The sequence below is a fragment of the Sphingobium sp. FW305-3-2-15-F-TSA7 genome (assembly GCF_058787155.1).
Genome location: NZ_JBYSZM010000030.1, coordinates 28,896 through 50,616, shown reverse-complemented (window position 1 = coordinate 50,616; position 21,721 = coordinate 28,896). Strand labels below are relative to the sequence as shown.

Below are 21,721 nucleotides of genomic sequence, written 5' to 3'. Positions count from 1 at the left end.
GAAAAATTAGATCGCTGAACGCTTCGGTCAGCGATCTAAGATGCCTTTTTAAGGATCGACAGCAATTCGGCGAGCAAGGCGTCGCTATCCGCTGGCTTGGCGAAGCTGTGCGAGTTGCTGTCGATCTCGGCAATGCCGACATGCGTCGCCTTGCGATTGCTCCAGGCATCGGCAAAGGCGAGCGCTGTCGCGTCGCGCCTGGCCAGAACGATGCGGACGGGAAGGGGGCAATTGGCGATTGCTCCCGTCATCCGCTCTGCCAGGCCGCCCGATGGCGCCTTGGCGGCAGCCGCGCGCAACCCCTTGAACAATTTGGCGATATCGACGCCGCCGCGCAGCAGTCGCAGCCATTCTCGGGGATCGAGCAGTTTCTGCCGATAGCGTGCCTTGATCGCCGCGGCGGGCGGCATCTCGCCGACCGTTTCGATCACCCAGGGATTGGCGAGAGCCAGCGCGTCGATACCAAGATCGCTGCCGAACAAAGCAAGCGTGCTCGCGCCATCGCAATTGCCGAAACCGACGATATGCGTCACCGCGGGCGCAGCCGCCCGGAATGCTGCCACTGCGGCGGCCAGATCGTCTCCGCCGGTTTCGAAACCGCCATTCTCGCCGGCCGCATCGCCGACGCCACGCCGATCGTAGCGGAAGACCGGATGGCCGGCTTCGGCCACGCGCGCGGCGAGCGCCGCCATATTGCCGTGCGATCCGCTCAGCGTCTCGTTTCCGCCCGAGACGATCAGCAATCCCGTGGTTCCCGGCGCCTCATCGAGCGCGGCGGCAAGCGCTGTACCCTGGCATGGAAAACTCAGCCATTGCCGCATGATGCGATCCAGTCTGCGATATCGGCTATAATGGATTGTGAAAGAATGGGATCATGCTCGGGTTCGCTGCGTCGCCAGAGCGGCTGTCCCGCGAATTTGACGTCGGCCGCCTGCGCATCGGTCTCCAGACGGACCGTGCGGGTCGGCGCGGCCTTTGCGGGTGAAGCGGCCTTGAGCGCGGCCACGAAACCGGGCGCGATCCGATAGCCGGCGACGTCGAAGGGCGCGGCCAGCGCCCTGGCTTCCACCTCCGCCGCGGTCGCGCCGGCGCCATCCTCGCGATCTGCGGCCATGCGGATCCGCACCAGGTCGCGCATCAGCGCCGATCCTTCCGTCGGGGCCAGCCGCCAGCGGCTTCGGACATTGTTCGGGCCGTCGAGCAATGCGCCCCCGCGCACTGCGACGCTATGCGCCGCGCCCGTGATATCGGCGACGGCCGCCGCCGCGCTGGTCCAATCGGCCCAGTCCAGCGAATCGAGCGGCGTCGTGCTTTCGAGCGTGCCGGGCATATCGGGCAGGACGCAGCGGAAACCACGTATGGCAAGACCGCGCATCGTCTCGATCAGGAAATGCCGCGTCCGGTTCGCTTCCTCGAAAAAAGGCGCGAGAAAGAGGATGACGGGCCCGTCGGACCCGATCGCCGCAATCCGTTCCCGCCCGCCGCGCCAGTCATAGGCGAGCCAGGCAGTCGCGACATCGCTCACCCAAGCGCCTTTGCGCGGGCGAAGGCGACGAGATTGCCGAAGCTCTCGAGCATTTCGCCGTCGACCTCGTCGTCGTCGATGATGATGCCCAGCCGGTCCTCGATCTCGGTGAGCAGCCCTGCGACCGCCATCGAATCAAGCTCCGGCAGCGCGCCGAACAACGGCGTGGCATCGGTGAAACCCGCCAGCCGTTCCTGGCTGATGCCCAGAATGTCGTGAAGGACGCCGCGCACCGCGACATCGATTTCGTCAGCTTCAGACCCCACGCGAAGACCCCATTTCCAACGTTCAGCCGCTGCCCTAATCGACCGGACGGCGGCGGACAAGCCGGACGAGCTTCGCGCGCGCCGCGCCGGCGATGCCGCTCACGGTGCGAAGATTGTAGAGATCGATCTGCTCCAGCGGCCGGGCGCGATCCATCCAGTCGGCCTTGTAGCGGTCATTGCCCGTGCCATAGTCGATCATGGTCACGCCTTCGCCGATGATGCGCTCGAACAGCGCGGCACTGAGCAGGGATCCCGGCGAATGCTCGGCGGCGTCCTCGGCATAAGCCAGCTTGTGGATGATCGCGGTGCCGTGCTCGACGGTCCAGAGCTGTGCCGCCACCGCACGGCCTTCGATGCGGGCCAGCCCGATCCGGAGCGCCCCTGCCGCGCCTTCGGCTTCGGCCATGGCGCGCAGGAATTCGGGCGATCCCTCGTCGCCTTTCCAGCTTTGCGCGTAGATCTCCTCATATGCCGCCCAGGCATCTTCGTCGAACCGGTCGATGATCTCGACCGAAACCACGCCCTTCTTGCCCTTGCGCTGGACGGTACTGCGCACCTGGCCTGGTCGCTCGGCCCAATAGGTCGCGAAATCCTTGTCGGTCAGGTCGGCGATCCAGTTGACCGTCGCCGGAGCGCGAAAGGCCGACCAGCCGCGCTTGGCAAAGGCGCGCACGATGAGCTCCGCCGTGCCGTCCTCGACCGGAACGGGGCGCAGGCTGATCCGGCTGACGCCAAGCCGCCTGGCCTTGAGGCGCGCGGCGATCGCGATCAGCAGCCGCAGCTTCACCGCGTCGCTCGGATTGCCGGTGAAGATCGGGCGGAAGGCGAGGGTGTACCAGCTGGCAAGTCCCGTCAGCGCGCCGGATTCGGTGCGGGCCAGGAACAGCCAGGCCTGTGCCTTCTCGCTCACCGCGCGGACGATCAACGGGCGAATCCCAGGCGGGCAATGCGCCCAGATCCGCCGGAACCATTCCAGCCGGTCGAACAGCGCGGACTGCGCCGTACGGTCGAGCGATCCCCGTGCCGCGGCTTCCACGGCATCGAAATCGTCGAAATACTCGCCCTTAACCCACAATGCGCTATGTCCCTCCGGAACATGACAGAAACCGCGGAGCAACAGTGCTGCAGCCCGATCCCGTTCCCCAGCCGCTAGACCATATTCTCGCCAAAGGCGATGCCAATGCGCCTGCGCTTGTGCTTCGTTCCGGGACGCTGGACTATCGCGCGCTCGATATATTGGTCGGCCGCGCCGCCGCCGGACTCCGCGCACGCGGCCTGATGACGGGCGATCGCGTCGCCGCCTGGCTGGCCAAGACGCGCCTGGCCTGCATCATGCCGCTCGCCGCGGCACGGGCGGGGCTGATCTATGTGCCGCTCAATCCGCTTCTGAAGCGTGCGCAGATCTCGCATATCATGACAGATTGTGGTGCAAAGCTTTTGATCACGAACGAAAGTCGTGCCGCAACCCTGATGCCCGGCGATATCGATTGCCCGATCGAGAGCGATGAGGATGCGCTTTATGCCGATGACGCGCTGCCGCCATCCTCGGCCGATCCGTCCGACCTTGTCGAAATCCTTTACACATCGGGTTCGACCGGACGGCCCAAGGGCGTGATGCTCAGCCATGCGAATCTCTGGCTCGGCGCCGTCAGCGTCGCCCATTATCTGAAATTGACGCCATCGGATCGTACGCTCAGCGTGCTGCCGTTCAGCTTCGATTATGGCCAGAATCAGCTGTTCAGCACCTGGATCGCCGGCGGATCGGTGATTCCGCTCGACTATCTGACGCCACGTGACGTCATCAAGGCCGTCGAGAAGCATGAAGTGACGACGCTTGCCGGGGTGCCGCCGCTCTGGGTGCAGCTCGCCGAAACGCCGTGGCCTGATGGCGTGCCGCAATTCCTCCGGCGCCTCACCAATTCGGGCGGCGCCGTGCCGATCCCCTTGGTGCGCAAGCTTCGCGCGCTGTTTTCCAATGCCGATCTCTATCTGATGTATGGCCTGACCGAAGCGTTCCGCTCGACCTATCTCGATCCCGCTCTGGTCGATTCGCATCCGGGATCGATGGGCAAGGCGATCCCGTTCGCCGAGATTCTCGTCGTTCGCCCCGATGGCAGCGTCACCGACGATGGCGAACCGGGGGAGCTCGTTCATGCCGGCCCATTGGTCGCACAGGGTTATTGGCGCGATTCGGAACGCACCGCCGAACGCTACAAGCCGGCGCCTGCGGCATCGCTTATGGGCGGGACCGCCGTATTCTCGGGCGATCGCGTCGTCCGTGACGCCAAGGGTCTGTTGAGCTTCGTCGCGCGCGCCGACGAGATGATCAAATCTGCGGGCAACCGGATCAGCCCGACCGAGCTGGAAGAAGCCGCGATCTCCAGCGGTGCCGCGATGGAGGCGGTCGCGCTCGGCGTTCCCGACGAACGGCTGGGGCAGGCGATCCTGCTCGTCGTCCGGCCGTTCGGCGAGGATGCGGAGGATCGCCTGCGATCCTGGCTGAAGGCCGAATTGCCCGGCTATATGCAACCGCGCGAAATCCTGCTGCGCGAGGAATTACCGCGCAATCCCAATGGCAAGCTCGATCGTGCCGCCATTCGCAAGGAGCATGGCGCATGAAGCCGATGGGACAGGTTCCGGCCGATTTCGCCGGCGATGACGGCGAGCTGCTGATCGCGGGCCGCCGCGTGACCGACATCGTCGCGGAGGCGGGCGAAACCCCCATGTTCGTTTACGATCTCGGCATCGTCCGCCGCCGTTTCGACGCCTTGCGGGCGGCGATGCCGCCGATGCTGTCGCTGCACTATGCGATGAAGGCCAATCCTCATCCGGGGCTGCTTGCCGCGATGACGTCGATCGCCGACGGCATCGACGTGGCGTCGGTGGGCGAGATGCGACTGGCGATCGGCGCTGGCGCCGCGCCCGAACATATGTCGTTCGCCGGCCCGGGCAAGCGCGACGCCGAGATCGAGGCCGCGATCGGCGCCGGCGTCACGCTCAACTGCGAGTCCGAAGGGGAGGCGGAGCGCGCCTTCGTCATCGGCGACAGGGTTGGCTTGCGGCCGCGGCTCGCCGTCCGGGTCAATCCCGATTTCGAGCTCAAGGGATCGGGCATGCGCATGGGTGGCCGTCCCACCGCGTTCGGCGTCGATGCCGCGCGCGTGCCCGCACTTGTGCGCCGCATCGTGGCGCAGGGCGCGGACTGGCGCGGATTCCATATCTATAGCGGGTCGCAGGCGCTCGATCCCGAGGCCTTGATCGAAACCCAGGCCGCCACGGTCGCACTGGCCGCGCGACTGGCCGACGAGGCGGGCATGACGCCACCGCACGTCAATCTCGGCGGCGGTTTCGGCATCCCCTATTTCCCCAACGAGGTACCGCTCGATATCGCGCGGATCGGCGCGGCGCTGGGCGAAACGCTGGCGCAACGGCCCGCCAGCCTTGCCGCCAGCGATTTTGCGATCGAGCTTGGCCGCTGGCTGGTCGGCGAATGCGGCGTCTATCTGGCACGCGTGATCGACCGCAAGCAGAGCCATGGCGAGACTTTCCTGATTACCGATGGCGGCCTGCATCATCAGCTCGCCGCCAGCGGCAATTTCGGCACGGTCGTGCGCCGCAACTATCCGCTGGCGGTCGCGACGCGTTTCGGCGCGGAGCCGCAGGAAAGCGCGACGGTGGTCGGTTGTCTGTGCACGCCGCTCGATGTCCTCGGCAACCAATTGGCCTTGCCGCGGGCGGATGTTGGTGACATCATCGCGGTGTTCATGGCGGGCGCCTATGGCGCCAGCGCGAGCCCCGCGGCCTTTCTCGGCCATGGTCCCGCACGGGAAATCCTGATCGGCAACTGACGTCATTCGGCCGATTAACCATCGATCCTAACACAATTTTCACCTTTTTCCGGCAGAAGCCACGGCATCTTCGGGGCTCTCCGCGTACGCCGTCCGGCACCGGGAGATCAGCTCGAAACGGGCAAAAAGGTGATGATGATGCGTGGTTCGGGCAGAATCTCAAAGCTGATGCTGGGCGCTGGCATGGCCGCGCTTTCGCTCTCGGGATGCGCGACGGGCCCCTCGGGTGGCGGTCAGCTTCCGCCGGCGGCGTTCGTCTCGATGCAGGAAGGGCCCGGTGAGGATTACATCATCGGCCCGCTCGATCAGCTCACCATCTTCGTCTGGCGCAACCCGGAACTCGGCGCCAAGGTCCAGGTCCGCCCCGATGGCCGCATCACCACCCCGTTGATCGCCGACATGCCCGCCGTCGGCAAAACGCCGGCGATGCTGGCGCAGGATCTGAAGATCCAGCTCGGCGAATATATCAAGGATCCGCTGGTCTCGGTCATCGTCGACAATTTCTCCGGCACCTATTCGCAGCAGATCCGTGTGGTCGGCGCGACCGAGAAGCCGGCATCCTTGCCCTATCGCGCGAACATGACTTTGCTCGATGCGATGATCGCGGTCGGCGGCCTGTCCGAATTCGCGGCGGGCAACCGCGCACGCCTCGTCCGTTTCGACAAGGCGACGGGCAAGCAGCGCGAATATCAGGTCAAGATCGGTCGCCTGCTCAAGCAGGGTGACGCGTCCGCCAACGTCCGCCTCGAACCCGGCGACGTCATCATCATTCCCGAAAGCGCGTTCTGACCGCGATCTCCTGGGGGACGATAGACACTCATGAACGGCCTTATCGAGGAATTGCGGATCCTGCTGCACGGCGTGTGGCACCGGCGCTGGCTGGCGCTTGTCGTTGCGTGGGGCATTTGCCTGGTCGGCTGGCTCGTCGTCGCGATGATCCCCAACAGCTATGAATCGCAGGCGCGCGTCTTCGTGCAGATGCGTTCGATCCTGCCCGACAGCGGCGGGCAGGAGGCTGTGCAGCGGCAAAAGGATATCGATCGCGTTCGCGGCACGCTGACCTCGACGATCAATCTCGAAAAGGTCGTGCGCGGCACCGACCTGAGCCTCAAGGCGACCAATGACGCCGCGATCACCGCACGCGCCGCCGGGCTGCAGAAAAGCATCAAGGTCGTCGCCGATCCGCTGCAGGAAGGCACGTTCCAGATCACCGCGACGGCCAAGCAGCCCGACATGTCCGATGCGCAGAATGCCAAGCTGGCGCGCGACATCGTCCAGAAGCTGATCGACATCTTCGTCGAGGAGAATCTGGCGGGCGACCGCGCCGTCAACAGCCAGTCGCTCAAATTCCTCGACGCCCAGCTCGCCGAGCGCGAGAAGCAGCTTCAGGACGCCGACCAGAAGCGTCTGGCCTTCGAACAGCAATTCATGGGGCTGCTGCCCGGCGCCGGCTCGATGGCCGAGCGTCTTCAGGCCTCGCGCGCCGAGATTTCGCGGATCGAGGCCGATCTGGTCTCCGCCCAGAGCGCGCTGACCACGGTCAACGCCCAGATCGCGGGGACCGCCGCGAGCACCGCCCTGCCGGGAATGGGCGCCGTTGCCGGCCCTGCCGTCACGCGCCTGGCCCAGATCGAGGGCCAATTGGCCGATGCGCGGGCACGCGGCTGGACCGACAGCTATCCTGACGTCATCGCATTGCAGAACCAGCTTGGCGCGGCGCGCGCCGCGGCGGCGGCTGAACGGCGCACCGGTGGCGGCGGTGGTGGTGGCGGCAATGCCGCCAATCCGCTCTATATCTCGCTGCGCGCGATGCAGGCCGAGAAACAGTCGACCGTGGCCGCGCTCACCGCGCGCAAGAACCAGATCCAGTCGGATACCAACCAGCTCCTCGCCCGGCAGGATGCCGATCCCGGCGTCGTCGCGGAACAGGCGCGGATCAATCGCGATTATGAAGTGCTCAAGCAGCAATATGACAAGATGCTGGCCGACCGCGAGCAGGTGAAGCTGCGCGGCCAGGTGCAGAGCGAGACCGATGCGGTCAGCTTCAAGGTCATCGATCCGCCCGCGCAACCGCGCGTGCCCGCCGCGCCCAACCGTGTGCTGTTGCTTGCATTGGTGCTGTTCGTCGGCCTTGCCGGCGGTGTCGGCGCCGCTTTCGCCCTGGGCCAGTTGAAGACGACCTATGCGACGGCGGATCGGCTTGCAAAGGCGAGCGGCCTGCCGGTGCTCGGGTCGATCACGGAAATGCTGACCGATGCGCAGCGCGCTGAGCGGCGCAAGCGCATGAAATGGTTCGCCGGCGGAACCGCCGGGCTGGCGGGGGCCTTCGTGCTGCTGCTGCTCGTCGAGTTCGTCCAGCGCGGCATGGTCGCCTGAGGAGGCTATGGTGAACGAACATACCCCGATCAGGACCCGCGGCTCGCTGCTGGAGCGTGCTTCCGAACAGTTCGATTTCCGCAAGGCGATCGAACAGGGTGCGCCCGTCCTGCCGAAAGCGCCCGAGCCGAAACCCGCGCCATCGCCCGAGCCCGTGCCGGTCATGGATGCCGCGCCCGTGCCCGTCATCGTGACCGAAGCGCCGGCGCCGGTTGCGGAGCCCGTGCCGCCGCTGCCGGTGAGCATTGCCGCGCCCGTCGAGGCGCCGAAGCCTCAAGCCGCTGCCGCATCGGCACCAAGGGCCTTTGCCGGCCGCTATGGCCGCGTCGACCGCGACCGGCTGCGCGAAGCAGGGCTGATCGTGCCCGATGCGCCGGCCAGCGAGCTCAGCGAGGAATTCCGCATCGTCAAGCGCCAGCTGCTGCTGGAAGCGTCGGGCGGGGAGGGCGGCAAGCCCCTGTCGCGCGGCCGGATGATCCTGGTCTGCTCGGCCCAGCCCAATGACGGCAAGACCTTCTGCGCGATCAATCTCGCGCTTTCGATGGCGGCGGAGAAGGATCTCGAAGTCCTGCTCGTCGATGGCGACTTCGCCAAGCCGGAGATCGTCGCGATGCTCGGGCTTGAACAGGGGGCCGGCCTGCTCGACGCCTTGGCGGACCCGTCATTGTCGATCGAAAGCTGCGTCATCCGCACCGATATCCCCGGGCTTTCGGTGCTGCCCGCCGGGCGGCATACCAATAGCGACACCGAATTGCTGGCGTCCGCACATACCCGGACGATCCTCAACGCGCTGCTTGACGCCAATCCGTCACGCATCGTGATCTTCGATTCACCGCCCGTGCTGGCTGCGTCGCCGGCCTCGGTGCTTGCGCTCAATGTGGGCCAGGCGCTGGTGGTGGTGAAAGCCGACAAGACCAGCGAAGCCGAACTGCGCGATGCGATCGGACTGCTTTCGGGCTGCGAGACCATCCAGCTGCTGCTCAATGCCACGACCTACGCGTCGGGCGGGCGGAATTTCGGATCCTATTATGGATATGGAGACTGACCATGCGGGCTCATCAGAAAGCCCTGATCGTCGCCTTTTGTCTCGGCTCGACGGCGCTTGCCGCGCCGGCGAATGCGGAGAAGCGGATCTCGCCCTATATCGAGATCGGCCAGGTGTTCGAGGCGGATCTCAACAATGGCGGCGATGTGCTGACCTATAGCGCGGTATCGGCGGGTATCGATGCGACGGTGCGCAATGCGCGGACCGAAGTGCAGATCAGCTACCGCTACGAGCGGCGTTTCGACTATGACAAGAGCATCGACGTCAACGACACCCATACCGGTCTGGCGCGCATTCATCAGCAGCTTGTTCCCAATCTGCTGTCGTTCGATGCCGGCGGCATCGCCACGCGGTCGCGCGTCGACATGCGCGGTGCGGCGCCACAGTCCGGCGGTTCCAGTTCGGACAATACGACGCAAGTCTATTCGGCCTATCTCGGCCCGACATTGGCGACCAATGTCGGCGGGCTCGATATCGGCGGCGCCTATCGCTTCGGCTACACCAAGGTCGAGGACGCGACGACGATCCGCCTGCCGACCGGCCAGCAGCGGCTGGACGGCTATGACGACGCCACCGCGCATCTCGTCAACGCCAGCATCGGCATGCGCCCGGGCGAATTGCCCGTCGGCTGGCAGATCAGCGGCGGCTTCGAGCGTGAGAATGTCGGGCAGCTCGCCCAGCGCTACGAAGGCAAATTCGTGCGCGGCGACTTGACCTTCCCGGTCACGCCCACGCTCGCCCTGGTCGGCGGCGTCGGTTACGAGGATATCGAGATCAGCCAGCGCGATGCGGTCCGCGACGCGAATGGCGTGCCCGTGGTGGGCAATGACGGTCGCTTCATCACCGATCCCGCATCGCCGCGGACGCTCGCTTATGATCAGGACGGTCTGATCTACGATGCCGGCGTGATGTGGCGGCCGAGCAGCCGCACCCAGCTCGAGGCGCGTGCCGGCCGACGCTATGGCGGCATGACCTATTTCGGATCCTTGAGCCATCAGCTTTCGCCCGCCTCGGGCGTGTCGGTGGTGGTCTATGACGGCGTGGAGAGCTTCGGCCGGCTGCTGCAGGACAATGTCTCGCGACTGCCGACCAGCTTCAACGTGGCGGGCAGCCGCGTCGGCGGCGGCATCAATGGTTGCGTGTTCGGATCCAGCGGCGGCGCCGGCGGATGCCTCGACGATGTGTTCCAGTCGATCAACACCGCCAATTTCCGCAATCGCGGTATCACGGCACTTTACTCCGCCTCGCGCGGGCCGATCTCGCTCGGTTTCGGCGGTGGATATGCGCAGCGCAAATATTTCGCGCCGCGCGTCGGCAATGCCTTCTCGCTCGATGGCGTGAAGGACGAGAGCTGGTTTGCCCAGGCCTATTTCGGCTATGGGTTCACCGACCATTCCGGCGTCGATTTCAATGCCTATCTCGATTATTACAAGAGCGGCATTCCGAACTCGACCAACGTGCTCGGCACCGGTGTGTCCGGCACCTACTACCACAATTTCGGCCGCAACCTGAGCGCGAGCGCGACGGGGCAGCTTTACTCGAGCGATCAAGGTGGTTTCGACGAATCGCTGATCGCGGCGGTGCTGCTGGCGATGCGGCTGCAATATTGACGGAAGGCGGATAGCGACGATGTACAGCGAATATTACGGCCTGAACGCCCGGCCTTTCCAGCTTACGCCGGACCCGCGTTTCTATTTCGACAGCGCCACCCACCGCAAGGCAATGGCCTATCTCGGCTATGGCCTGGCGCAGGGGGAGGGCTTCATCGCCATCACCGGCGAGATCGGCAGCGGCAAGACCACATTGGTCGGCCATCTGATGGCGACGATCGATGCCGCACGGCTGACCGCGATCAAGATCGTCTCGACCCAGATCGAGGGCGACGACATGCTGCGCATGACCGCGCAGGCGATGGGCCTTTCCAGCGACGGACTTGAAAAGGCGCAGATCCTCGACCGGATCGAGCGTTTCCTGATCGGCCAGGCGCAGGAGGGCAAGCGTACGCTGCTCATCGTCGACGAGGCACAGAATCTGCCGGTATCGGCGCTGGAGGAGCTGCGCATGCTCTCCAACTTCCAGGCCGACAATCAGGCGCTGCTGCAGATCTTCCTGCTCGGCCAGCCCGAATTCCGCGCGCGGCTCAACGGATCGGAGCGACTGGAGCAATTGCGCCAGCGCGTCATCGCCACCCATCATCTGGAACCGATGCAGGCCGACGAGATCGAACCCTATATCGTCCATCGCCTCTCGCTCGCGGGCTGGACGGGCAATCCGCAGTTCACGCCCGAGGCCTTTTCGGAAATGTATCGCCACAGCGAAGGCGTGCCGCGTCGGTTGAACGCGCTCGCCAGTCGTGTGATGCTGTTCGGCGCGGTCGAGCAGCTTGCGGTGATCGACGGTGCGGATGTCGCGGCGGTGATCACCGATATGGATGGCGACACGCCCGCCGAAACGCTCCGCAAGCCCGCCTTTGTGCCGCATATCGCGTCGGCGCAGATGCCGGTCCAGGCCGCGGTCGACGAATCGCTCGCGGCGCGCATCGCATTGCTCGAATCGCGGCTGGAGGAGCAGGAGACTGCGATCCGGCGCGTGCTGACATTGCTGATCGATTGGGCCGAAGCCGATCGTCAGGTGCCCGATCTGTCGCTGATCCGGGAAACCGCCGCCTGAGGCGTGTCACCCCCCGGAGCATCGTGCAGAAAAGTGGGAACCGGTTTTCTGCATAAGCGATGCGACCACGAATATTTGGAGCAGGCTGCGCGATCCGGATTTCCCGCAGCCTGCTCTGGGGAGCCGCTGATGTTTAATGCGCTTTCGGTCGATATCGAGGACTGGTTCCAGGTCGGCGCGTTCGAGACCACCATCTCGCGCGACGCCTGGGCCGGGCTGGAGCATCGTGTCGAGCGCAACAGCGACGCGGTGCTTGCCCTGTTCGCGCGCACCGGGGTGAAAGCGACCTTCTTCACGCTGGGCTGGGTTGCCGAGCGCTATCCCGCGTTGATCCGCCGTATCGCGGAGCAGGGGCATGAAGTGGCCAGCCATGGCTGGGATCATGCCCGCGTCTTCACGATGACGGCCGATCAGTTCCGCGCCGACATCGATCGCACGCGCAAGACGCTCGAGGATGCGAGCGGCCAGCCGGTAACTGGGTATCGCGCGCCGAGCTTTTCGATCGACAAGCGTACGCCCTGGGCGCATCCGATCCTGGCCGAGCAGGGCTATGCTTATTCGTCTAGCGTCGCACCCGTCCGTCACGACCATTATGGCTGGCCGGAAGCGCCGCGTTTCGCCTTTCGCCCGGTGGCGGGAAGCCCGCTGATCGAATTGCCGGTGACCACTGCCGAGATCGGCGCGCGCCGGCTGGCGCTGGGCGGGGGCTTTTTCCGCGTTCTGCCCTATGCCCTGTCGCGTTGGGCGATCCGGCGGGTGTCGGGCCGCGACGGCAGGCCGGCGATCTTCTATTTCCATCCCTGGGATATGGATCCCGGCCAGCCGCGCGTCGCCAATGCGCCGCTTCGCTCGAAGCTGCGCCATTATACGAAGCTCGATGTGATGGAGCGCAAGCTGGAACGGCTGATCGGCGAGTTTTCGTGGGGGCGCACCGATGCGGTGGCCGCCGCCGAAGCGAAGCGCGCGGCATGAACGCGCCATTCGCCCCCATGGCGATCGCCGTCCGTGCCGCCGATCTTGCCGATCCGCACGATGCCGCGGCGATCGACGCCTATGTCCGCGCGCATCGGGACGGCTCGCCCTTTCATCTGTCGGCCTGGAGCAGGGCGGTCGCGGCGGGATGTGGGCATCGTGCGCATTGCCTGGTTGCCGAGGCCGGCAGCGGCGGGCTTGCCGGCGTTCTGCCCTTGACCGAATTGCGATCTCGCCTGTTCGGCAGGGCTTTGATCTCGAACGGTTTCGCGGTGCGTGGTGGGCCGCTTGCCGATGACGAACGGACCGCGCGCGCATTGATGGATGCGGCATGGACGATGGCCGAAGCGCGTGACATGCCGAGCGTCGAATTGCGCGGGCCGATCCCGGACAGCCCGGACTGGCAGGTCAGTACCGACAAATATGTGAATTTCTCGCGCCCGCTGACCGACAGCGACGAAGCGGAACTGCTTGCCATTCCGAAGCGGCAACGCGCCGAAATCCGCCGGTCCTTCGGCTTCGATCTCGAAATCGCGGTGGAGAGCGGTGAGCGTGGTCGTGCCGCGCATTATGCCGTCTATGCGGAAAGCGTCCGCAATCTCGGCACGCCGGTCTTCCCGCGCGCATTGTTCGACGCGATGCTCGACGGCTTCGGCGACGATGCCGACATCATGGTCGTGCGGTACCAGGGGGAGCCGATCGCGGCGGTGCTGACGCTCTATCATGGCGGTGTCGCCATGCCCTATTGGGGCGGCGGCACGCATGCGGCGCGCACCTGGCGGGCCAATGACCGCATGTATTACGAGCTGATGAAGCATGCGCGCGCCAGGGGCTGCACGCATTTCGACTTTGGCCGATCGAAACCGGGTACCGGCGCATTTTCGTTCAAGAAGAATTGGGGATTTTCGCCCGAGCCGTTGAGCTATGCCGTCCGCACCGCCGACGGCGCCGCCCCGCGTGAGGTCAATCCGCTCAATCCCAAATATCGCCTGAAGATCGCCATGTGGCAGAAACTGCCCTTGTGGATCGCGAACCGGATCGGGCCGGTCATCGCACGAGGGCTTGGATGACCGCGGAGATCCTTTTCCTGTCGCATCGGCCGCCCTGGCCGCCCGATCGCGGCGACAAGATCCGATCCTGGCATTTGATCGAACGACTGGCGCGGATCGCGCCGGTCCATCTGGCATGCCTGGCCGACGACGCGGCGGAGGCTGCGATCCCGCCGCCCGCCGGCCTGCTGGCGTCATCCCGCATCGAACCGCGCCGGATCGGCAAGGCGCGCGCCGCGGTTTCGGGACTGGCCGGTGGCAGGCCATTGTTGCTGAGCCTGTTCGACAGTGCCGCGCTTCGCGCGCATGTCCGGCAATTGCTGGCCGATCGGCCGATCGGCTGCATCATGGCCTATTCTGTGCAGATGGCGCAGTTCGTCCCTGAAGATCACGGGCGCGCGCGTTTCGTCATGGATTTCGTCGATGTCGATTCGGCGAAGTTCGAAAGCTATGCGCGCACCGGCAATCCACTGATGCGGGCCGTCTATGCCCGAGAGGCGCGATTGCTGTCGGCCTATGAGAACGAGGTGGCGCGCCGTGCGGATGCCGGTCTGTTCGTGAGCGATGCGGAGGCGACATTGTTTCGCGCGCGCTCCGGGCTTGGCGCCGATCGCATCCGCCCGCTCTGCAATGGCGTCGATCTCGCCTATTTCGATCCCGTGCCGCGCCGCGAACGGCCGGATGCGCCGCATCCGTTGATCGTGTTCACCGGTCAGATGGATTATCGCCCCAATATCGAAGCGGTCTCTGGCTTCGCGCGCGACGTGCTGCCGTTGATCCGCACGGCACGGCCCGACGCGCATTTTGCGATCGTCGGCCGCAGACCCGATCCCGCCGTCCAGGCTTTGGCCGGCCTGCCCGGTGTGATCGTGACCGGCGAGGTGCCCGATGTGCGTGGCTGGCTCGATGCCGCCGATGTCGTGGTGGCACCGCTCGGCATTGCGCGCGGCGTGCAGAACAAGGTGCTCGAGGCGATGGCGATGGCACGCCCCGTCATGGCCTCTCCCGCCGCCTTTGAAGGGATCGAGGCCCGGCCCGGTGACGAATTGCTCGTGGCCGACGGTGCCGCGGCACAGGCGCGGGCCGTGCTCGACCTGCTCGGCGATCCGGCGCTTGCCTACAGGCTCGGCGTGGCTGCGCGCGCGCGGATCGAGGCGGATTATGGCTGGGCTGCGTGCCTTGCGGCATTGCCCGGCATTGTCGGTATCGCGCCGTCGGCGCTGATGGACGCCGCCGAATGACCGCCTATGCGCCGATCGAGGCCGCGCCCGACGGGACGCTGACGCCATGGCGTCGCCAGCTTGTCCTGCTTGGTCTGGCGACTGTCGCGATCCTGCTCGGCTTTGCGCGCGACGCCGCCGACATCGCCGATATCTGGTGGAGAAGCGACACGTTCGGCCATTGCCCGATCGTGCTGGCGCTGATCGGCTGGCTGGTGTGGCAGCGCCGCACCCTGCTCGTGCAATTGACGCCGCGCAACTGGGCGCCGGGACTGTTGTTGGTCGGCATGGGTGCGCTGGGCTGGCTGCTCGGCGACGCCGCCGGCGTCGCGCAGGCGCGCCATCTCGGGCTGTTGTTCATGCTCCAGGGGGCCGTCATATCGCTGCTCGGTCCCGCGGTTTCGCGCGGGCTGCTCTTCCCGCTGGCTTATGCCGTGTTCCTGGTGCCGTTCGGCGAGGAACTGGTGCCGCCGCTGCAAACGCTGACCGCAAAGATCTGCATGGCATTGCTCGGCCTGGTCGGGTTGCCGGCGCATATCGACGGCGTCTTCATCACCACGCCGACGGGTTATTTCGAGGTTGCCGAGGCCTGCTCGGGCGTCAATTTCCTGATCGCGATGCTCGCTTATTCGGTGCTTGCCGCGCATCTCTGCTTCAAGCGCACGACGCGGCGCGTCGCCTTCGTGCTGTTCGCGGTCACCGCGTCGATACTCGCCAATGGCGTCCGCGCTTGGGGCACCATCTATATTTCGCATCTCACCAGTATCGATTTCGCCGCGGGCTTCGACCATGTCTTCTATGGCTGGTTCTTCTTCGCGATCGCGCTGGCGCTGGTCATGGCCGCCGGCTGGCCCTTTTTCGATCGGGCGATCGACGATCCCGCCTTCGATCCGTCGGCGTTGATCGAACATCGTCCGGCGTCGGCCAGGCGCCTCGCGCTTCCCCTGGCGCTCGTCGCGATCCTGGCCGTACCGTTGATCTGGTCCGCGGCGATCGCGGCAACCGGCCGCGAGGCGCTGCCGAACCCTGTGCAAATGCCCGAAGTCGCGGGCTGGCAGCGGGCACCCTACACGCCGCTGACGCCATGGACGCCGCATTTCACGGGAGCCGACCATCGCCTGCTCGGCCGCTACGTCAATGCGCGCGGCGATGCCGTCGACCTTGCGATCATCCTGTACGGCCATCAGGAGGAAGGGCGCGAACTGGTCGGCTATGGCCAGGGCGCGGTCGGCCCCGAAAGTGGCTGGGCCTGGACGACCCGTGGCACAGATCCCGATGGCGGCATGGCGGAACGAATCACCGGCCCCGGTCCGGTCGTTCGCGAGGTCGTCAGCTTCTATCGCCTCGGTGGCGTCACCACCGGCAGCGTGATGCGGGTCAAGCTGGAGACACTGAAGACGCGCCTGCTCGGCGGATCGCAGGTCGCCGCGGCGGTGCTGGTTTCGGCCGAAGAACGCCAGGGCCGCAGTGCCCGGCCGGCAATCGATCGCTTCCTTGCCGATCTTGGACGCGTCGACCGGTTGACCGACAGCCTTGCTGACAGCGCCCGAGCCCGATAGGCCCCAACACCATGTGCGGGATCGCGGGCATCTTCCATCTCGATACGCCCAAGCCGGTCGATCCGGCGCGGGTGACGATGATGACCGACGTACTCGCGCATCGCGGGCCGGACGGCTCGGGGGTGTGGACTGCGCCCGGCGTCGGCCTCGGCCATCGGCGCCTGTCGATCATCGATCTGGGTGGCGGCGCCCAGCCCATGATCACCGAGGATGGCCGGATCGCCGTCACTTATAATGGCGAGATCTATAATTTCGCGGAATTGCGCCAGGAGCTTCAGGCGCTCGGCCATGTCTTCCGCACCGACAGCGATACCGAAGTGATCCTGCATGGCTGGCGGCAATGGGGTGTCCAGTGCCTTCAGCGCTTCCACGGCATGTTCGCTTTCGCGCTGTTCGACGCCGGGCGGCAATGCCTGCTGCTCGCGCGCGACCGGCTGGGGGTGAAGCCGCTCCACCATGCGCGCCTGTCGGACGGCAGCCTGATCTTCGCGTCGGAGCTGAAGGGGATATTGGCGCATCCGCTGCTGCGTCGCGCACCCGATGTCCGCGCGGTCGAGGATTTTCTCGGGCTGGGCTATGTGCCCGACGATGCCTGCCTCGTCGCGGGTGTCGAGAAACTGCCCGCGGGCCATTATCTGCTGATCGAGCGGGGCAGGGGCATGCCCGCACCGACTGGCTGGTGGGATGTCGATTTCAGCCGCCGCGCGGGCGGATCGACGCGCGCATTGGAAGAAGAGCTGGTCGAACGCATGCGCCAGGCGGTGACGTCACGCATGGTCGCGGACGTGCCGCTCGGCGCCTTTCTTTCGGGCGGGGTCGACAGCTCGTCGGTGGTCGCGTTGATGGCGGAGGCGAGCGCGCAGGCGGTCAAGACCTGCTCGATCGGTTTCGACCAGGCCGATCTCGACGAGACCCGCCATGCCGAACTGATCGCGGCGCGTTTTGCGACCGACCATCGCAAGCGTATCGTCGCCGCCGACGATTTCGCGCTGGCGGATGTTCTGGTGAATGCGTTCGACGAACCCTTTGCCGATGCCTCCGCGCTGCCGACCTATCGTGTCTGCGAACTGGCGCGCGAAAGCGTGACGGTCGCCTTGTCGGGCGACGGCGCGGACGAGGCCTTTGCCGGCTATCGCCGCCATCGGTTCCAGCACGCCGAAGAGCGTATTCGGGCTTTCATTCCGAAATCGCTGAGAAAGCGCGTTTTTGGCGGATTGGGTGTTGCCTATCCCAAAGCGGACTGGGCGCCGCGGCCATTGCGGGCCAAGACGACTTTGCTTGGCCTCGCGCGCTCGGGGGAAGAGGCCTATGCGCTGGCCGTCGGCGTGACGACACCGGCGCAACGCCATCGCCTCTACACCGACGAGACCCGGCGTCTGCTCGGCGGCCACCGTGCGGAAGCGCGGATCGAGGCGGCGATGCGCGACGCCCCGGCGCACGACCCGCTCGATCGTGCGCAATATGCCGATCTCAAGATCTGGCTGCCCGGCGATATCCTCACCAAGGTCGATCGGACGAGCATGGCAGTGAGCCTGGAGGCGCGCGAACCGCTGCTCGACCATCGCCTGATCGAATTCGCGGCAACCTTGCCTGTGTCGATGCGGCTGCACGGCGGCGAAGGCAAATGGCTGATGAAGCGCGCGATGCGCCGCTATCTGCCCGACGACATATTGTATCGCCGCAAGATGGGCTTCGTGACGCCGATCAGCGCCTGGTTCCGCGGGCCGCTGGCGGGCGAGGCCGAACGCATCGCGCGCGGCGCCGCCTTGGCGGAAACCGGCTGGTTCGATGCCGCAGCGCTCGAAAACGTCGTGCGCGCGCATCTGAGCGGGCGGAGCGACCATGGCCGGCTGCTATGGCAGCTCATGATGCTCGACAAGTCGCTGACCCGGCTCTTCGGGATGGGGCGGTAATAGCTCGTCACTAAGGCGTGCTTCCGCCGGGTCTCTGCGTAAAGGGTGTTACGCTGTTCTTACGATGTCATCCCCGCGAAAGCGGGGATCCGCTTCTTCTTCTTCTTCTTCTTCTTTCTGATGTTTCACGGAAAAGCTGGATCCCCGCTTTCGCGGGGATGACAAGCTGGAGGCATTATCGTCACCCAGCCCATGCTCGCGTCACGGATAGACCGCCTCGGCGAAATACAGCCCGTCGGCCGGCGCGTTGAGGCCCAGCGCCCCTCGATCCCTGGCCTCCAGTGCGTCGCGCAGATCCTGCGCGCTCCATTTGCCCTGGCCGACCAATGCGAGGCATCCGACCATCGAGCGCACCTGATGATGCAGGAAGGATCGCGCGGCGGCGTGGATATCGATGCGGTCGCCGTCGCGCACCACGTCGAGGCGATCGAGTGTCTTGACCGGGCTGTCCGACTGGCAATGGACCGAACGGAAGGTGGTGAAGTCATGCAGGCCGACCAGCGCCTGTGCCGCCTCGTGCATCGCCGCGGCATCGAGCGGTGGCGAGATCCGCCAGGCGCGGCCGGCATCGAGCGCAAGCTGCGCCCGCCGCGTGACGATCCGATAGACATAGCGGCGGCCGATGCAGGAGAAGCGGGCATGCCAGTCGTCGGCGACCGCTTCGCAGGCCAGGATCGCGATCGGGTGTGGCCGCACCCGGGCATTGAGCGCTTCCATCAGGCGAAAGGGCGTGAACGGCTTGGCGATGTCGAGATGCGCGCGCATCGCCAGGCCATGGACACCGGCATCGGTGCGTCCGGCGGCATGGACCGCGACGGTCTCGCCCGTCACGGCCTTTGCCGCTTCCTCGATCGCCTGCTGCACGCTTGGCCCATGCGCCTGGCGCTGCCAGCCCATGAAGGGGCGGCCGTCATATTCCACGGTGAGCGCGAAGCGCGTCATCCGAGCAGCGTGCCGACGGGAATGCGATAGCCGCGCAGAAATTCGGCAGGCGTCATCGCGCCCTTGCCCGCGCGCTGGACGAGCAACGGCCGCAGCACGCCCGAGCCGCAGGCAATGCCGAGCGCGTCGTCGATCACCGTGCCGGCCGGGCCCGATCCCGGCTCGACATGGGCGGCGAGGATCCGGACGCGTTCGCCCATCAGTTCGAAAAAGGCTCCCGGCGCCGGATTGAAAGCGCGGACCTGCCGCTCGGCGATGACGGCATCGGCAAAGTCGAGCCGTGCTTCGGCCTTTTCGATCTTGCGCGCATAGGTCACGCCATCTTCGGGCTGGGGGACGGGGGGATATGCGGCCGCGTCGGCCAGCACGCGGACCATCAGCGCGGCGCCCTTGGCGGCCAGCTCATCGGTCAGCATCCCTGCCGTCTTGCCATCCATATCGATCTCGACGGTGGCGCGCATGGGGCCGGTGTCGAGTCCCGCTTCCATGTCCATGATCGTCACGCCGGTGCGTTCGTCTCCGGCCAGGATCGCCCGCTGGACGGGCGCCGCACCGCGCCAGCGCGGCAGCAGCGATCCGTGGACGTTGAGGCAGCCGTGGCGCGGCGCGCGCAATATGGCGCCGGGCAGGATCAGCCCATAGGCTGCGACAACCGCCGCATCGAGATCCAGCGCTGCGAATTTCTCCTGCTCTTCCGGCAGTTTGAGTGACAATGGCGTCATGACGGCAATGCCCAACGCTTCGGCGCGACGGTGTACGGGGGAAGGTTGCAATGCCTTGCCGCGGCCGGCGGGGCGGGGTGGCTGGCTGTAGACCGCGACGATCTGATGCCCGGCGGCGGCCAGCGCATCGAGCGTCGGCACGGCGAAGTCGGGGGTTCCCATGAAAGCGATACGCATGCCGTCCTCTCAACCGCTTGGCAGGTGGCAGCGCAAGCCCTTATGTGAAGCATATGGCATCGCAGGAAATCGAAGCGCTCGCGCAGGCCCTGGCACGGCTTCCCGGACTCGGGCCGCGTTCGGCGCGGCGCGCGGTCCTGCATCTGATGAAGAAACGCGAAGGTGCGATGCTGCCGCTGCTGCGTGCATTGGAGGCGGTCAGCGAACGGCTGTCGACCTGCGAAATCTGCGGCAATGTCGATACCGGCAATCCATGCAGCGTGTGTGTCGATCCGCGACGCGATGCGCGGGCGCTGTGCGTGGTCGAGGAAGTGTCCGATCTCTGGGCGCTCGACCGTTCTAGGCTATTTCCCGGTAAATTTCATGTGCTTGGCGGGCGTCTTTCCGCGCTCGAGGGAATCCGTCCGGAGGATCTGTCGATCGACAAATTGCTCCGCCGGGTCGAGGCTGGCGGTATAGACGAAGTGGTGCTGGCGATGAATGCCACGCTGGAGGGGCAGACCACGGCCCATTATATCGCCGAGCGGCTCGAACGCTTTCCCGTGCGCCTTACCCAGTTGGCGCACGGCCTGCCGGTGGGCGGCGAACTCGACTATCTCGACGAGGGGACGCTGGCCCAGGCCTTGCGGGCCCGGCGGCCGGTCAGCTGACCATTTCTTCCATATCATGGTAGTATCTTGTCTTATCGAACTGATAATAAAGAAATTATATTCGAATTGATGTCGATTTGACGCGGGCCGCGCCCTGCGAGACGGCAATTGAAAATGCCGGGATCGCGTTCTACATCAGCAAAATGGCTATTCTTCCCATCCTAGAGACGCCCGATCCACGGCTGCGCATCATCTCCAAGCCGGTCGAGACCGTCGACGATGAACTGCGCGCGCTGATCGACGACATGTTCGAGACGATGTACGACGCGCCGGGTATCGGCCTGGCCGCGATCCAGGTCGGCGTGCCCAAGCGCGTGCTGGTCATCGACCTGCAGGAACCCGAGGAAGAGGATGGGCCGCCCGTGCGCCGGCCGATGGTTTTCATCAATCCCGAACTGGTCGACCCCAGCGAGGATCTGTCGGTCTATACCGAGGGCTGCCTGTCGGTTCCCGATCAATATGCCGATGTCGAACGCCCGGCGACGGTGACGGCACGCTGGCTGGACTATGACGGCAAGCCGCATGAGGAACGGCTGGAGGGCCTGCTTGCGACTTGCCTCCAGCATGAGATGGACCACCTCGAAGGCGTACTCTTCATCGACCATCTTTCGCGGCTCAAGAAGGACATGATCCTCAAGAAGCTCGCCAAGGCGCGCAAGGAGCGGCGGGCCGCCTGAGGTCGCAGCTGGATCAATTATCCCGTGTCATCCCCGCGAACGCGGGGATCCAGCTTTTCCGTGAAGCATCAGAAAGAAGAAGCGGGATTCCCGCTTTCGCGGGAATGACG

20 protein-coding genes are annotated in these 21,721 nt (G+C 65.7%); 14 read left to right on the top strand and 6 right to left on the bottom strand.

Features of this window, described 5'->3' with window-relative positions; all coding sequences use genetic code 11:
* Window positions 1–35: 35 nt before the first annotated feature.
* Genes AC3WN8_RS21580 through AC3WN8_RS21565 form a run of 4 tightly spaced genes read right to left on the bottom strand, consistent with a single transcriptional unit; the run spans window position 36 to window position 2,866 of the window.
* The gene (locus AC3WN8_RS21580) at window positions 36–821 is read right to left on the bottom strand and encodes a hydrolase 1, exosortase A system-associated (protein WP_492671549.1); all 786 of its coding nucleotides are present in this window, start codon (window positions 819–821) and stop codon (window positions 36–38) included.
* Window positions 806–1,525 carry an alpha/beta hydrolase family protein gene (locus AC3WN8_RS21575; protein ID WP_492671548.1) on the bottom strand — a complete coding sequence of 240 codons (720 nt, stop codon included), beginning with the start codon at window positions 1,523–1,525 and terminating at the stop codon, window positions 806–808. The genes AC3WN8_RS21580 and AC3WN8_RS21575 overlap by 16 nt, the downstream gene beginning before the upstream one ends.
* Window positions 1,522–1,791, bottom strand: coding sequence for an acyl carrier protein (locus AC3WN8_RS21570; RefSeq protein WP_492671547.1), 270 nt, complete (start codon window positions 1,789–1,791; stop codon window positions 1,522–1,524). Before AC3WN8_RS21570 ends, AC3WN8_RS21575 begins: the two co-directional genes overlap by 4 nt.
* A 34-nt stretch (window positions 1,792–1,825) precedes the next feature.
* Window positions 1,826–2,866 (bottom strand): GNAT family N-acetyltransferase, encoded by a 1,041-nt coding sequence (locus AC3WN8_RS21565; protein ID WP_492671546.1) that lies wholly within the window; start codon window positions 2,864–2,866, stop codon window positions 1,826–1,828.
* Here AC3WN8_RS21565 and AC3WN8_RS21560 point away from each other — a divergent pair.
* From AC3WN8_RS21560 to AC3WN8_RS21505, 12 genes are all read left to right on the top strand, one after another.
* On the top strand, window positions 2,866–4,410 hold the full coding sequence (locus AC3WN8_RS21560; RefSeq protein WP_492671545.1) for an acyl-CoA ligase (AMP-forming), exosortase A system-associated: 1,545 nt from the start codon (window positions 2,866–2,868) through the stop codon (window positions 4,408–4,410). The two genes, AC3WN8_RS21565 and AC3WN8_RS21560, sit on opposite strands and share 1 nt — an antisense overlap.
* Window positions 4,407–5,639: a pyridoxal-dependent decarboxylase, exosortase A system-associated gene (locus AC3WN8_RS21555; RefSeq protein ID WP_492671544.1), complete on the top strand. Its 1,233-nt coding sequence runs from the start codon at window positions 4,407–4,409 to the stop codon at window positions 5,637–5,639. The genes AC3WN8_RS21560 and AC3WN8_RS21555 overlap by 4 nt, the downstream gene beginning before the upstream one ends.
* Window positions 5,640–5,822: 183 nt before the next feature.
* Window positions 5,823–6,428, top strand: coding sequence for an XrtA/PEP-CTERM system exopolysaccharide export protein (locus AC3WN8_RS21550; RefSeq protein WP_492671543.1), 606 nt, complete (start codon window positions 5,823–5,825; stop codon window positions 6,426–6,428).
* A gap of 30 nt (window positions 6,429–6,458) precedes the next feature.
* The gene (locus AC3WN8_RS21545; protein ID WP_492671542.1) at window positions 6,459–8,015 is read left to right on the top strand and encodes an XrtA system polysaccharide chain length determinant; all 1,557 of its coding nucleotides are present in this window, start codon (window positions 6,459–6,461) and stop codon (window positions 8,013–8,015) included.
* Window positions 8,016–8,022: 7 nt separating this feature from the next.
* Window positions 8,023–9,060: an AAA family ATPase gene (locus AC3WN8_RS21540; protein ID WP_492671541.1), complete on the top strand. Its 1,038-nt coding sequence runs from the start codon at window positions 8,023–8,025 to the stop codon at window positions 9,058–9,060.
* Window positions 9,061–9,062: 2 nt separating this feature from the next.
* Window positions 9,063–10,670 (top strand): porin family protein, encoded by a 1,608-nt coding sequence (locus AC3WN8_RS21535; protein ID WP_492671540.1) that lies wholly within the window; start codon window positions 9,063–9,065, stop codon window positions 10,668–10,670.
* A 19-nt stretch (window positions 10,671–10,689) separates the two neighbouring features.
* Entirely contained in the window at window positions 10,690–11,730 is a 1,041-nt protein-coding gene (locus AC3WN8_RS21530; protein WP_492671539.1) for an XrtA/PEP-CTERM system-associated ATPase, read from the top strand.
* Between the two features lie 129 nt (window positions 11,731–11,859).
* Window positions 11,860–12,702 carry an XrtA system polysaccharide deacetylase gene (locus AC3WN8_RS21525; protein WP_492671538.1) on the top strand — a complete coding sequence of 281 codons (843 nt, stop codon included), beginning with the start codon at window positions 11,860–11,862 and terminating at the stop codon, window positions 12,700–12,702.
* Window positions 12,699–13,772: a FemAB family XrtA/PEP-CTERM system-associated protein gene (locus tag AC3WN8_RS21520; RefSeq protein WP_492671537.1), complete on the top strand. Its 1,074-nt coding sequence runs from the start codon at window positions 12,699–12,701 to the stop codon at window positions 13,770–13,772. The genes AC3WN8_RS21525 and AC3WN8_RS21520 overlap by 4 nt, the downstream gene beginning before the upstream one ends.
* Window positions 13,769–14,992, top strand: a complete 1,224-nt coding sequence (locus AC3WN8_RS21515) for a TIGR03087 family PEP-CTERM/XrtA system glycosyltransferase (protein WP_492671536.1) — start codon at window positions 13,769–13,771, stop codon at window positions 14,990–14,992. The genes AC3WN8_RS21520 and AC3WN8_RS21515 overlap by 4 nt, the downstream gene beginning before the upstream one ends.
* Window positions 14,989–16,530, top strand: coding sequence for an exosortase A (gene xrtA, locus AC3WN8_RS21510; protein ID WP_492671535.1), 1,542 nt, complete (start codon window positions 14,989–14,991; stop codon window positions 16,528–16,530). Before AC3WN8_RS21515 ends, xrtA begins: the two co-directional genes overlap by 4 nt.
* Before the next feature lie 11 nt (window positions 16,531–16,541).
* The gene (locus tag AC3WN8_RS21505) at window positions 16,542–18,443 is read left to right on the top strand and encodes an XrtA/PEP-CTERM system amidotransferase (protein ID WP_492671534.1); all 1,902 of its coding nucleotides are present in this window, start codon (window positions 16,542–16,544) and stop codon (window positions 18,441–18,443) included.
* A 201-nt stretch (window positions 18,444–18,644) separates the two neighbouring features.
* On the opposite strand, the gene truA is transcribed toward AC3WN8_RS21505, so the two are convergent.
* Entirely contained in the window at window positions 18,645–19,385 is a 741-nt protein-coding gene (gene truA / locus AC3WN8_RS21500; protein WP_492671533.1) for a tRNA pseudouridine(38-40) synthase TruA, read from the bottom strand.
* The gene (gene fmt / locus AC3WN8_RS21495; protein WP_492671532.1) at window positions 19,382–20,284 is read right to left on the bottom strand and encodes a methionyl-tRNA formyltransferase; all 903 of its coding nucleotides are present in this window, start codon (window positions 20,282–20,284) and stop codon (window positions 19,382–19,384) included. Before fmt ends, truA begins: the two co-directional genes overlap by 4 nt.
* Before the next feature lie 53 nt (window positions 20,285–20,337).
* Between fmt and recR the strand changes: the two genes are divergently transcribed.
* Both recR and def read left to right on the top strand, forming a co-directional pair.
* Window positions 20,338–20,934 (top strand): recombination mediator RecR, encoded by a 597-nt coding sequence (gene recR / locus AC3WN8_RS21490; protein WP_492671531.1) that lies wholly within the window; start codon window positions 20,338–20,340, stop codon window positions 20,932–20,934.
* 143 nt (window positions 20,935–21,077) lie between these two features.
* Complete coding sequence (gene def / locus AC3WN8_RS21485; RefSeq protein ID WP_492671530.1) at window positions 21,078–21,611, top strand: peptide deformylase; 534 nt, start codon at window positions 21,078–21,080, stop codon at window positions 21,609–21,611.
* The last annotated feature ends 110 nt before the right edge of the window (window positions 21,612–21,721 follow it).

Excerpts from the sequence above, each read along its gene's own strand:
- def (WP_492671530.1), top strand. The coding sequence starts at position 21,078 with ATGGCTATTCTTCCCATCCTAGAGACGCCCGATCCACGGCTGCGCATC.
- AC3WN8_RS21560 (WP_492671545.1), top strand. The coding sequence starts at position 2,866 with ATGCGCTATGTCCCTCCGGAACATGACAGAAACCGCGGAGCAACAGTG.
- AC3WN8_RS21550 (WP_492671543.1), top strand. The coding sequence starts at position 5,823 with ATGGCCGCGCTTTCGCTCTCGGGATGCGCGACGGGCCCCTCGGGTGGC.
- AC3WN8_RS21505 (WP_492671534.1), top strand. The coding sequence starts at position 16,542 with ATGTGCGGGATCGCGGGCATCTTCCATCTCGATACGCCCAAGCCGGTC.
- fmt (WP_492671532.1), bottom strand. The coding sequence starts at position 20,284 with ATGCGTATCGCTTTCATGGGAACCCCCGACTTCGCCGTGCCGACGCTC.
- truA (WP_492671533.1), bottom strand. The coding sequence starts at position 19,385 with ATGACGCGCTTCGCGCTCACCGTGGAATATGACGGCCGCCCCTTCATG.
- AC3WN8_RS21555 (WP_492671544.1), top strand. The coding sequence starts at position 4,407 with ATGAAGCCGATGGGACAGGTTCCGGCCGATTTCGCCGGCGATGACGGC.
- xrtA (WP_492671535.1), top strand. The coding sequence starts at position 14,989 with ATGACCGCCTATGCGCCGATCGAGGCCGCGCCCGACGGGACGCTGACG.
- recR (WP_492671531.1), top strand. The coding sequence starts at position 20,338 with ATGGCATCGCAGGAAATCGAAGCGCTCGCGCAGGCCCTGGCACGGCTT.
- AC3WN8_RS21515 (WP_492671536.1), top strand. The coding sequence starts at position 13,769 with ATGACCGCGGAGATCCTTTTCCTGTCGCATCGGCCGCCCTGGCCGCCC.
- AC3WN8_RS21520 (WP_492671537.1), top strand. The coding sequence starts at position 12,699 with ATGAACGCGCCATTCGCCCCCATGGCGATCGCCGTCCGTGCCGCCGAT.
- AC3WN8_RS21540 (WP_492671541.1), top strand. The coding sequence starts at position 8,023 with ATGGTGAACGAACATACCCCGATCAGGACCCGCGGCTCGCTGCTGGAG.
- AC3WN8_RS21525 (WP_492671538.1), top strand. The coding sequence starts at position 11,860 with ATGTTTAATGCGCTTTCGGTCGATATCGAGGACTGGTTCCAGGTCGGC.
- AC3WN8_RS21535 (WP_492671540.1), top strand. The coding sequence starts at position 9,063 with ATGCGGGCTCATCAGAAAGCCCTGATCGTCGCCTTTTGTCTCGGCTCG.
- AC3WN8_RS21580 (WP_492671549.1), bottom strand. The coding sequence starts at position 821 with ATGCGGCAATGGCTGAGTTTTCCATGCCAGGGTACAGCGCTTGCCGCC.
- AC3WN8_RS21545 (WP_492671542.1), top strand. The coding sequence starts at position 6,459 with ATGAACGGCCTTATCGAGGAATTGCGGATCCTGCTGCACGGCGTGTGG.
- AC3WN8_RS21530 (WP_492671539.1), top strand. The coding sequence starts at position 10,690 with ATGTACAGCGAATATTACGGCCTGAACGCCCGGCCTTTCCAGCTTACG.